10 protein-coding genes are annotated in these 12,459 nt (G+C 40.2%); 6 read left to right on the top strand and 4 right to left on the bottom strand.

From position 1 onward, the window contains the following. The first annotated feature begins 63 nt into the window (after positions 1-63). Complete coding sequence (locus IPO83_17965) at positions 64-2,277, top strand: TonB-dependent receptor (protein ID MBK9733143.1); 2,214 nt, start codon at positions 64-66, stop codon at positions 2,275-2,277. An 870-nt stretch (positions 2,278-3,147) separates the two neighbouring features. Here the strand turns inward: IPO83_17965 and IPO83_17960 are convergent. The 4 genes from IPO83_17960 to IPO83_17945 all read right to left on the bottom strand — a co-directional run bounded on the left by IPO83_17960 (position 3,148) and on the right by IPO83_17945 (position 6,302). Further along, positions 3,148-3,672, bottom strand: coding sequence for a hypothetical protein (locus tag IPO83_17960; protein ID MBK9733142.1), 525 nt, complete (start codon positions 3,670-3,672; stop codon positions 3,148-3,150). A gap of 76 nt (positions 3,673-3,748) precedes the next feature. After that, positions 3,749-4,696, bottom strand: coding sequence for a bifunctional riboflavin kinase/FAD synthetase (locus IPO83_17955; GenBank protein MBK9733141.1), 948 nt, complete (start codon positions 4,694-4,696; stop codon positions 3,749-3,751). Between the two features lie 107 nt (positions 4,697-4,803). After that, positions 4,804-5,499: a tRNA pseudouridine(55) synthase TruB gene (gene truB, locus IPO83_17950; protein MBK9733140.1), complete on the bottom strand. Its 696-nt coding sequence runs from the start codon at positions 5,497-5,499 to the stop codon at positions 4,804-4,806. Continuing rightward, complete coding sequence (locus tag IPO83_17945; GenBank protein ID MBK9733139.1) at positions 5,496-6,302, bottom strand: undecaprenyl-diphosphate phosphatase; 807 nt, start codon at positions 6,300-6,302, stop codon at positions 5,496-5,498. The genes truB and IPO83_17945 overlap by 4 nt, the downstream gene beginning before the upstream one ends. A 351-nt stretch (positions 6,303-6,653) precedes the next feature. Between IPO83_17945 and IPO83_17940 the strand changes: the two genes are divergently transcribed. From IPO83_17940 to IPO83_17920, 5 genes are all read left to right on the top strand, one after another. Beyond that, the gene (locus tag IPO83_17940) at positions 6,654-6,932 is read left to right on the top strand and encodes an ATP-dependent Clp protease adaptor ClpS (GenBank protein MBK9733138.1); all 279 of its coding nucleotides are present in this window, start codon (positions 6,654-6,656) and stop codon (positions 6,930-6,932) included. 379 nt (positions 6,933-7,311) lie between these two features. Further along, positions 7,312-8,172: a tyrosine-type recombinase/integrase gene (locus IPO83_17935; protein ID MBK9733137.1), complete on the top strand. Its 861-nt coding sequence runs from the start codon at positions 7,312-7,314 to the stop codon at positions 8,170-8,172. 255 nt (positions 8,173-8,427) lie between these two features. After that, a complete protein-coding gene (locus IPO83_17930) occupies positions 8,428-9,942 on the top strand; it encodes a hypothetical protein (GenBank protein ID MBK9733136.1) in 1,515 nt (504 codons plus the stop codon). Then, a complete protein-coding gene (locus tag IPO83_17925; protein ID MBK9733135.1) occupies positions 9,860-11,650 on the top strand; it encodes a T9SS type A sorting domain-containing protein in 1,791 nt (596 codons plus the stop codon). The genes IPO83_17930 and IPO83_17925 overlap by 83 nt, the downstream gene beginning before the upstream one ends. Positions 11,651-11,869: 219 nt before the next feature. Beyond that, positions 11,870-12,430, top strand: coding sequence for a hypothetical protein (locus tag IPO83_17920; GenBank protein MBK9733134.1), 561 nt, complete (start codon positions 11,870-11,872; stop codon positions 12,428-12,430). The last annotated feature ends 29 nt before the right edge of the window (positions 12,431-12,459 follow it).

The raw sequence follows: 12,459 nt of genomic DNA, 5'->3' as shown, positions 1-12,459 counted from the left end.
CATTTCTTTCCTTCAGCTATTTTATTCACTACGGTGCGGGTAACACCGATGAAATTTTGTTGCATGCGAACCCATCACTTTTTAAGGATACTGATTGTATCCACTTTTCTTTTTTCCTATCGGGAAAATCTCTTTGCACAAACCAAAGATTCCATTGCTGCTCAATCCATTCCTGAAGTAATTGTTACTGCTACCCGTACAGAAAAGGAGGTGAACGATATTGGCAGAGATGTAACCGTGATCACGAATGCGGAGATTCAGAAAACAGGCGCTAACACACTCGCTGCATTGTTGTCGGATTATGCCGGCATCTCTATCATCGGAGCTAATCAGAATCCCGGCATGACACAGAGTATTTTTATGCGCGGCACCGGCAGCAATCAAACTGTGATCATGATTGATGGTATTCCCATCAGCGATCCTTCTTCCACCAACAATGCGATTGATCTGAATGAACTGCCGCTTACTAATATTGAGCAGATTGAAATTGTGCGCGGATCGCACAGCACTTTATATGGATCGGCTGCTATTGGTGGCGCTATTAATATTATTACGAAGAAATCACAAGCGGGGGGATTTCATGCCGGTGGCAGCTTGCTCGGCGGAATTTTCGGCGCTCATACTTCACAACTCGAAGAAAATCTTTTCCTGAATTATACATTTAAAAATGGAATGTATGCGAACATTGATGCATTCAATACCAACATCAACGGATTGGATGCAACTATAGACACATCCACTGTTTCCGCAACATTCAGAAGCTTTGATCAGGATGATTTTGATCAGCAACGCATTGCTGCAAAAATTGGTTTTGCTGATAAGCATTGGAATGTTTTCGGGTCTTACAGCTTTACCAACGCTGCGGCAGACTTTGATAAGTCGGGATTTAAATACAGGTCGTTTGATATTCCAACAAGCTTATATGATGGCGACAGCACCAGGATTTTCACAAAGCGAAATTTTGCAGCTTACCATGTTGGCTATCGTTTCAACGAAAAATTTGACCTGCAATTGAACGGAGGTTATTCTACACTTCAGAGAAGCACCATTGATGATTCTTCAGTGATAGATGAGATTGGCACCAATGACCATTCTTTTTCCGATGGTCGTTACGAGGGAACTGAAATGAATCATGAATTGCTTGGTAACTACAAATGGAAGAATGTGCATTTAACTGCGGGAATGGGTTTGAACCGTGAGACCATGTCGAGTGGAACACATTATTATAACAGCGCTTACCAGTTTGAACTGGTGAGTGACCTCGATTCACTGGATTTAAATGCAACACTTTTCAATGCATTTGCCCAATTGGATATTGATGGCGGTTTGTTTTCCGCTTCACTAAAGGAATTGAATATTATTCTTGGTGCACGTTTTAATCACCATGATCTGTTTGGAAGCACTGTCGTTTATGAGATCAATCCTTCTTATAAAATAGGAACGTGGGCGAGAGTGTATGCGTCTTTTTCCACGGGATTTAATGCACCATCATTGTATCAGTTGTATGCACCGGATAATTATTATGCTTCCGGAATTACGCGCGGCAATCCTGATTTGCAACCGGAGTATTCACATTCGGCAGAAGTGGGCATGAAATTTTTTCCACGGAAAAATATCAGTTATGGATTTTCATTTTATAGCACTGTTGTTCAGCATTCCATTGAATATGTTTATCTGTGGGATAAGAATATTCCGATTGAAGATTTGGGAACTGATTTCTACCGTGATGATTTCCGTGGTGATACCTACCTGAATGCCGGAACGCAGCACAGCACAGGTGTGGATGCTTATTTCAGTTTTCAGTTGTTGAAATGGTTGTCAGTGGATGGAAATCTGAGTTTGGTAAAAGGAAACCTGACCTATACAGCCGGTGACATTGACACAGTTCATACAGAAGGAAATCACGTGCAGCTATACAGTAACGGTGCCTTTCCGGTTGCTGATGTGGAAACAGATGGGTTGGTGCGCAGGCCGAGTACAGCAAATGCCGGCGTTACTTTTATACCTGTAAAAAAGGGAAGCCTTCGCTTAAGCGGAAAATGGACAAGCAGCTACAATGATATTTATTATGATTATGCACTTGGCCCGTATGGAGCATTGAATACGGTGCCGGTGAATGATTATTTTCTGATCAACCTGCTGCTGAAATATGATTTCAACAAAAATATCGGAGCATCACTTGCTGTAGATAATTTGTTCAATTCTTCTTATTCGGAGATCCGTGGATTCACTACAAAAGGAACGGGCGTTTACCTGACTTTGAGGGCTGCATTTTGATCTATTGGATAGGTTGTGAGTTCGGCTACTATGATTTTACCACCGATTGAAATCGGTGGCAATAGATACCGGTATCGAATTTTATTTGCAGATAATTATTAATCAACTCAAATGCACGAAGGAGCTATTCAAACATCGGATAGATGGTGAAAGCATAGAGTGGAGAGCCATCCAATGGATATTTTTGAATTTTACCACCGATTGAAATCGGTGGCAATAGATACCGGTATCGAATTTTATTAGCAGTTAGTTATTAATTGACTTAAGTACACGAAGGAGCTATTCAACCATCGGATAGGTTGCGAAGGTGAATTTTACCACCGATTGAAATCGGTGGCAATAGATACCGGTATCGAATTTTATTAGCAATTAGTTATTAATTGACTTAAGTACACGAAGTACAATTCATTCATCGGATAGATTGTGAAAGCACAGAGCGGAGAACAATCCGATGAAAACCTGTGAATTTTACCGCCGATTGAAATCGGTGGCAATAGATACCGGTATCGAATATTATTTGCAGTGAGTTATTAATCAACTCATGCGCATCAAGGAGCAATTCATCGATCGGATAGGTTGCGAAAGCACAGAGCGGAGAACTATCCAATGAAAACCTGTGAATTTTACCGCCGATTGAAATCGGGGGCAATAGATACCGGTATCGATTTTATTTGCAGCGAGTTTTAATCAACTCATGCGCATGAAGGAGCAATTCATCCATCGGATAGGTTACGAAAGCAAAGAGCGGAAAACTATCCGATGGAAAAATAAGGGTGTTGCATTTGTTTATCGTTGATTATTGATCAACTCAAGGACAATGAATAAATGGTGAAGCATAATGGTCTTCCTGATAAGTAAATGAGCTGTTGTTTAAACCGTGCGTGCCATCTGCGGATAATATTTCCTGATAAGTTCATAACCGCCAAATAAAACGCCACAGTAAAATAAATCGCCTGCAACTGTATTTCCGAAAAATGGAATGCCTGCTTCAATGCAAGTGGTCAGTCCTTCCCATGTATGAGGATATAGTGTTGAGCCTGCCCATACAGCGAAATTGGTAATTGTAAAAAAGAGGAGTGAAGAAATCAATGAAACGCCGATCACGGGAACAACCTTTACATTATTGCGAAGTGTGAAACCAATAAAAGTGATCAGTACCAACGTTGCATACACATCCCACATTCCGGGATGAAATCCGATGATCCAATCAGTGATTAACATGGCCAGCATGGGAATAAGAAAGGCAAATTTCTTATCAGTGAAATGGGCGGCACCAAAAAGTGCAATGGCAGCAATAGGTGTGAAGTTCCAAAGATGAAGCTGATTGGTGAGCAACCTGCTCAATGCAGCCACTAAAATCATTACTGACAACAGGATGAACTTCGAATTAAGCATGGTGGACTTCATGTATCGTTAAATTTCAGTGGCGAATTTACTTAAAATTATTTGTGGTGGAAGGACAATTGAATAATTAGTGAAGCGTAGGAGACTGTGCAGCTAAAATCTTTTTTGATAGCGTTACGTCTTTTTCAATTTCTGCAATCATCAGATCAACCGTTTCAAATTTGACTTCGGGTCGTATCCATTCTACAAATTCTATTTTCAATTGCTGATCATATAAGTTTCTTTCAAAATCAAACAGGTAGGCTTCCACTGTTCTGTGCCGGCCATTTACTGTCGGACGAAATCCGATGCTGGCAACTCCATCTATCCAACCATTGTTTAAACTGGCCCTTATGGCATATACACCATCAGCAGGAATTAATTTAAATGGATCATTGATGGATATATTGGCAGTTGGATATCCGAATTTGCGACCTAACTGATTTCCTTTCACCACCAATCCCTGCAAAGAATAGCGATGTCCTAACAAGTGAGCAGCAGTTTTAACATCGCCTTCCTGTAACGCGATTCTGATACGGGTTGAACTTACTTCAATATCGTCTACGATTTGCTTGGTGATTTCTTCTACTCTGTATCCATATTCCCGCGATAATTTCCGAAGCAGTTCAATATTGCCGTCGCGGTGATGACCAAACTGGTGATTGTAACCGATAGCAATGATGGCGGGATGAAATAATCCGGCAAGGAAATGATCCACATAATTACGGGCAGTCATTTGGGAAAAATCGGGTGTGAAAGGTGCTACGACTAAATGATCGACATGATATTCATGTAACAATTCAATTTTTTCATCGAGTGTAGATAATATGCGAAGTGAATGATCGTCCGGAAAAACTATCGTTCTTGGATGCGGATCAAAAGTGATAAGCACGCTTTCGCCGGATATTTCTGCCGCCAGTTTTTTGATGCGTTGAATAAGATGCTGATGTCCGAGGTGCACGCCATCAAAAGTTCCTACAGTGATTACTGCTTTTTTAAGAGAAGGAAGTTCAGAAAGGTTTTTATGGACTTGCATAGTATAATTTGATGGATGTAGCAAAGATGCGCATCGAAAAGTTCAAGGCGGCTTTCTTTACGCTTCGACAGGCTCAGCGAACGCTAAAGGCAAGACAGATTTGTTAACTACTGCATGTTGCTGTTTTTCGTTTCTTCTCCCTGAACAAATTTCGTAAAATCATCCATTTTCCAGGCATCTTTCAAATGATAGTTTCCAATGCGGGTTCTGCAAAGCGCGGAAAGATAGGCGCCGTTGTTCAGTGCTTTTCCAAAATCATTTACCAGGGAGCGCACGTAAAATCCTTTTCCGCATACAATTCTGAAATGAACAGCCGGCAATTCAATACCGGTAATTTCAAATTCAAACAGCGTTACTTTTCTTTTCTCAATTTCAAAATCATGACCTGACCTTGCTTTTTTATAAGCCCTTCTTCCGTCAACATAAATGGCGGAGAAATTGGGTGGTGATTGCATCACATCACCTAAAAACTGTGGTACTGTTTCATGAATCATTGCTTCAGTGATGTTACTTGTATCAAAGCGCTGATCAATTTCCTTTTCCATATCATAACTCGGAGTGGTGGCACCCAATACCATCGTGCCGGTGTATTCCTTTTGCGTATCCTGAAATTCGGGAATCCGTTTCGTGAATTTACCGGTGCATAATATCAATAATCCGGTAGCGTAGGGATCAAGAGTGCCGGCATGTCCTACTTTTGATTTTGTCCATCGCTTCACTTTATTCACCACATCAAACGATGACCAGTCGAATGGCTTATCGAAAAGCAAAACCGAACCGTTCCGGATTTCTTCGAGCGTCATAACATTTGCAGATTTACTCCCATTGCAATCAGCAGGAGTAAGATAGCGCCCACTACAATTCTGTAATAACCAAATACTTTGAAGCCATGTTTGGTAAGAAATCCGACAAATGCTTTGATAGCGACCATCGCAACAAGGAAAGCCACTACAAAACCGATCAGCAATGGCGTTAATGTTTCAGGTGTGATGAATTTATAATATTCAATCAGATCCAGCAGGGAAGCAGCAGCCATTGTAGGCACTGCAAGAAAAAAGGAAAACTCTGCGGCCTGCTTCCTGCTCAGTCGCTGACTCATGCCACCGATAATGGTAGCAGCGGACCGCGATACACCGGGAATCATGCTGATGACCTGGAACAATCCGATTTTGAAGGCCATTGGAAAGGTGACCGGTTTTTCTTCACCTGCTTCCGATTCTTTAAAAATTTTATCAATGAAAATCAAAACAACGCCTCCTGCAAGCATGGAAACAGCAACAACCGTAACACTGCCGATCATCTGTTTGATATAATCGTGAAATAACAATCCGAAAAATGCTGCCGGGATAAATGCGACGAACAGTTTAAGATAAAAATCAAACCACTCACGCATGGTCTTGTTGCCGGGCATAAATTTCCTCCAGTATAAAACCACCACAGAAAGTATGGCACCAAACTGAATCACCACTTCAAACATTTTTACAAAATCATCATTGTTGATGCCCATGATGGTGGAAGCGATAATCATGTGACCGGTGGAAGAAATGGGAAGGAATTCCGTAATGCCTTCAACAATAGCGAGGATTACCGACTGAAAGATGCTCATTTAAAACAGGAAAGTTTGTTAAGAATAATTTGCCGGTTTATGATGCTCGGGGCATTTTAACTTAATAAGTAAAAAAATGTTTTCACGAATCAATAAACTCAGGCGGGCGCAAAGATAGGCGGGAACCTGGAAGTACAAAGGGAATCGTTTCGAAGGAGTAGCAGTGTTGGATTTTGATGTCATATGGTTAAATGATTGCATGGCTAAATGGTTAAATGGTTGCGGCAAAGCCGAAGAACATTATCGTGGAATAATTGCGGCCTTGTTTTGAGGAGGAACAATAAATGTGTTGCATGAAGTTTTAAAAGTGCACATCAGTTTACCCATTCTGCTTAAATTAGCGGTTCTGCAATGGAAACTGAAGTTCTTGCCATAGAAAAAACTGCCGGCCCTGATACCACGGGCGGTGCGCATGTCATTCTCTTTAATGACGATTATCACACTTTTGATGACGTGATTTTCCAATTGATTTTAGCCATTAATTGTTCTTACAAAGCAGGAGAGAAGATGGCGCAAACGGTGCATACCGAAGGCAAGTGCAAAGTATATGAAGGAGCGATGGAAGAATGTTTATCTGTGAGTGCTATATTGGAAGAGATCAATCTGAAGACGGAGATCGGGTTTGAGTAGAGAGCTGATAGCAGTTTTTCCGAATTCTGCCCTGGAATATGTAGTCATTTCCCATGTATGATTTTGAAAGGCTGATGGAAGGTGCTACACTATTGAAATGCCCGGAGTTTGGGGATGAGGTGATAAAGAATATGTGAGCATAGCAGTAGAATAATAAGGTAAATCATAAAGTTCATTCAAACAAAAAGAGAAGCTTCGGTTTCTCTTTTTTCATTTCAATCCGAAGCATGAAAAATTGCGGGTGTCATTCCAGGAAGAAACTGCTTCTCAATCAGTGCTGACATTGGCTTATGCTTCATCTGTAATTCTAAGCCATCAACTGCAGAAAGAAGATTTCAATTAAAGATGATTACTATATTTGATACAAAGTATCTATTGTATGTATCAGGCATTATCCACCTTTCAGCAAAATGCGGTAACCGCTTACTGCGACCATATCCGCCTCAAACAATACAGCGCTGCAACATTAAAGAACTACAGAAGCTGCTTTATTCTGTTTCTGCTGGCCTTCCCGGAGCACAAGCCATCGCAGATCCGAAAGGCAGAAGTGATGCAATTCCTGGTGAATCACCTAAACGAGCACAAACCTTCGGCATCGTATTACAACCTGATGATCAACGCCATCAAATTTTTCTATGAAGAAGTGTTGGGCAAACCGCGGGAGGTGTATGACCTACCACGTGCGAAAAAAGAAAATAAGCTGCCTGCAGTATTTTCTGCCGCTGAAATAAAAAAGATGCTTGGAGTAACTGAAAACCTCAAGCACAAAACCATCCTTTCAATTGCGTATGCCGGCGGACTAAGGATCAGTGAAATCGTGAACCTGCAGGTGAAAGAGGTAGACTCCACACGCATGACGATTACCATCAGGCAAGGGAAAGGTAAGAAAGACCGGCAGGTGATGCTCTCTGAAAAGCTGTTGTTGCTTCTTCGGATGTATTACAGGCAATACAAACCGGCAAAATACCTTTTCGAAGGCGTCAACCATGAGCAATACAGCGTAAGAAGCATTCAATTGGTATTGAAACAAGCCAAGAAAAAAGCAGGCATCAGGAAGCAGGGAGCGATGCATGCATTACGGCATTCCTTCGCAACACATTTACTGGAAGGTGGCACTGACCTGGTGAGCATCAAAGAATTGCTTGGCCACAGCAGCATCCGGACAACCGCAATTTATACGCATGTAAGCACCAAAAGCATCAGCAAAATTCAAAGCCCACTTGACAAACTGGACCTGTAAGCATGTTGCGTGTTATTTTTCAATTCATTCGTGTATTCTGTTATATTTGGTGGGCTTGACGAAAGGAAAATGCGTAAAATAAAATGTTATGCGTCATGCTTGGGGACAGTGCAAGTAATTATCTTTACAACAAGGAATGAAACGACAGAAAAATTTCGGCAAATGCATTTGGAAATTACCTTTACTCTTGCCCCAACTCACCGACAACGACACCACATTGCCAACTTTAAAATATCACTTAGAAAAACCCTGTCCATGAAAAAAATATTTTGCATTTTCCCGATTTTAATTTCCAGTTTATCTCAGGCACAAACTATTTCTGGTATTCACGAAAGCGCTGATAGCTTTTACTTGACCTCACTTAAAGAGATTGCAAGTAGGGACACAGTGAATACATTCAATTATCCAAAAGAAGTAGAGAATGATTTTGAAAAAGAACATGATCTGAAAGTACCAGAATCATTTAAGGTAAAGCAAAATAGCGATCATGGAAAACCCATAAAACAAAACTCGAGCAATATCTTTTCCCCAATTCCTGATACAAGTTTTATTGCTGTAGGCGATAATGGGCAAGCATATCCACCTGACGTAAGCGGGGCTGTTGGAGACAGTTTTTTAGTAACTGCTCTAAATACCCAAGTAAGAATTCAGAACAAATTTGGAAATGTTTTAAGCACAGTTTCTCTATTTAGTTTTTGGTCAATATTTGCCAATGTAACTCCCTTTGATCCAAGAATATTATTTGACCCTTATCAACACAGATGGATTTTGACATCAGCAGCGAATTCATATTCTCCCAATGCTGCATTGTTAATTGCTGTTTCAAGTTCGGCAGATCCAACAGGAAGTTGGTATCAATACAAAATTAACATTGATCCTAACTATTGGATGGATTATCCAAGAGTGGGGTTTAATAATAAATGGATTGTTGTTCAGGGTGCGATATTTCCGAATGGTATTGGTTCAAATATTAGCAACTATTATTGTTTTGATAAAAATAATTTATATGCAGGTGGTGCGGGAAATTATACACTGTTACAATCTACATATGGTGGAAATATGCCTACTCCTACGTTAACCTATGATGATACTTTATCAAATTTTTATTTGGTGCAAGATTGGGCAAGTAATGACGCTGGCATTTGCTATCTCCGTTTGTTCGAAATATCTGGTACTGTTGGAAATGAAGTGCTTTCTACGATCGCTTATCCCTCTGCACCTTATCCATGGAATACTACTATGACAACACCTCAAGCGTCGCAATTAAATAGCTCATATACCTTATCAACAAATGACACTAGAATAAGCGGTTCAATTTATAAAAACGGAAAACTGTGGTGTATCCATACGGTTTTTCTACCTGCTGACACACCAATAAGATCATCCGTCCAATACTGGTGTTTAGATACTTTGGGCAATGTGCTTGATGTAGGAAGAATTGACGATACCAGCGGAGTTAACTTTTACGGACAACCAAGTATTGCCGTGAATGAAAATAACGATGCACTGATTGGATTCTCAAAATTTTCTAACTTAATTTACGCGAGTGGCGCATATTCTTATCGCGCTTTGTATGATACAACATTTGAAGCGGATTATGTTTTGAAACATGGAGACAGTACCTATCATCGTTCAGTTGGAAGTTCCAGTAGGTGGGGAGATTATACAAGTACAATAGCCGACCCAAATGGTAAAGACATTTGGACAATTCAGCAATATGCGGCTTACCCACAATCTGGCATTGATAGGTGGGGGAACATATTGGGGTAAAGTTGGGTGCTCGAAACCAAAAAAGCCCGAAACTCCTAATGGTACAATAACTGTTTGCAAAAACTTTATTCCTAGCACTTATACTACAAGTTCAGATGGTGCAACATCATATTCGTGGACATTAGATCCTCCAAGTGCAGGTACGATACTAAATGTTGGTTTAGGTGTTCAAATTGTTTGGGATACATCATTTGTTGGCACAGCTCACCTTGCTGTACGAGGAATCAATTTTTGTGACGTAGGTGAAGAATCTGATAGTTTACAAATATCGGTATTCTCACTTCCGAATATTTTAGCTTCCGCAATAAATAATATTTTCTGTAGCGGACAATCAACAACGCTTTCAGCAAGTGGAGCAAGTAATTATTTGTGGACACCGTCAACGGGATTAAACAATGACAGCATTGCAAATCCAACCGCTGCTCCAATCATAACAACGACTTACACTGTTATAGGAACAGATAGTAACGGATGCACCAATACTGCTACAGTTGCAATCACAGTCAATCAATTACCAACTCCTGCAGTAAATGCAAGCGGACCAACAATATTTTGTTCGGGTGATACTGTTACTCTTTCATCTTCAATCACAGGAACAAATTATTTGTGGAGTAACAATGCGACAACGCAAAGCATTTCTGTAAACATGACAGGAAATTTTTATGTGACTCTTACGGACATCAACGGTTGTGTAGGAACATCACTACCAACAAGTGTAATAGTAAATCCATTACCAACACCAATGGTGAATCCAAGCGGAGCAACAACATTTTGTTCAGGCGACAGCGTTACTCTTTCATCTTCAGTCGTAGGAATAAATTATTTGTGGAGTAACAATGCAAACACACAAAGCATTGCCGTAATCACAACAGGAAATTATTCCGTTACAGTAACAGATGTCAATGGATGCACAGGCACATCAATAGCAACAAGCGTAACGGTAAACCCACTTCCGAATGTTTCAGCCTCGGCAGTAAGCAATGATCTCTGCTACGGACAGTCAACAACGCTTTCAGCAAGCGGAGCAAACAATTATTTGTGGATACCAACAAATGGATTAAGTAATGACAGTATTGCAAATCCAAATGCATCACCTCCAGTGACAACCATCTATACAGTTACAGGGACTGATGGAAATGGATGCAGTAAAACCGCGACTGTTCCAATAACTGTTAGTGCGTTACCGTCGGTAGATGCAGGAAATACTGTAACGATTACTCAAGGTAACACTACTATTATCGGTGGAATTCCAACTGCTTCAGGTAATGAACCTTTTATTTATAGTTGGACACCAACAACTGGATTAGATTCAAGTAATGTTTCAAATCCGACAGCTTCACCCACAGACACAACTACTTACACTGTTACTGTGATAGATGTTAACGAATGCAGCAACATTGACAGCATTTTGGTAATTGTAAATCTCCAAACGGGTATTGTTGAATCAACAAATGAAATCGGACTTTTAGTTTTTCCGAATCCTACAAACGATTTGCTGAATATTTCAGGTTCAAGTATTGAGAATGGAGAATACACTTTTGAATTGAAAAATGTTATAGGCGAAACAATATTTGTTGATAAATTAAATGTATCAAATCATTCAGTTAGAAAACAATTTTCTCTTGCAAGTCTTACAAGCGGAATGTATTTCCTGACAATTAAAAATGGAAAGACAAAAACAGTAGCAAAGTTGCATAAGATGAACTAGCGAGCCAAGTGTGGAACAATTTGTTTGATTCTAAAAACTCAGCTTCAAGCCACAGTAGCACGAACGCATAACATGGGTTTTGCGTTAGTGGGCACGAAGTGCGGACATAAAAAGTGTTTCATTTAGTTACCTTTATTCCGGGCATGCAGTTGGTTGTTTCAAACGCCCACCAACGCAAAGCCCCATTCGTTAGCAGCAATACAATCGACTCCCTAAGATATGAGCTTAAAAAAACTAATTGATAAGCAAACAATAATTATAGACGATCACAAGCGAGGAAATGGAGAAGTTAAGAATTGGGATAATCCTTCCATTGATATTCATATTGACAAGAAGACAAACTACCGACTCAATGGCAAGCAACAAGAAGTAAGAATTAGATTGCCAATAAACTCGGACAGACCCTTAAGAATTGAAGGTAAAGGAAGAAAACAACTTAATGATGTTCCAGGACAATTAAGGCGAGAAATCCAACAAGCGTTCGAGAATAAAGATACAAGAGAAAGCTTTGTCACTGACGTCGTCGAGACTTTGAAAAATTATGACACAATATTAAACAGTGAGCAACGAGTAGAACAAGTACTTAAAAACCTTTCAAGACATTTCAATCTGCAATGGACTGACGAAAAAATTGCGACCTACCGAAATGAAGTACTTGAACTTTATACTAGAAACTATACTGATCAGACAGGCCGGCAGTTCTTTATTACCGTTGACAATAAAAAAATTAAAATTGGCGAGAATAATGGCTATGCTCGGCATCAAAAAAGCTTAAAATAGTACTGCTGCTAACATGGGTGCCCGTTGCA

This window comes from Chitinophagaceae bacterium (assembly GCA_016717285.1).
Classification (GTDB): Bacteria; Bacteroidota; Bacteroidia; order Chitinophagales; family UBA10324; genus JACCZZ01.
This window is presented reverse-complemented; position numbering and strand designations above follow the sequence as displayed.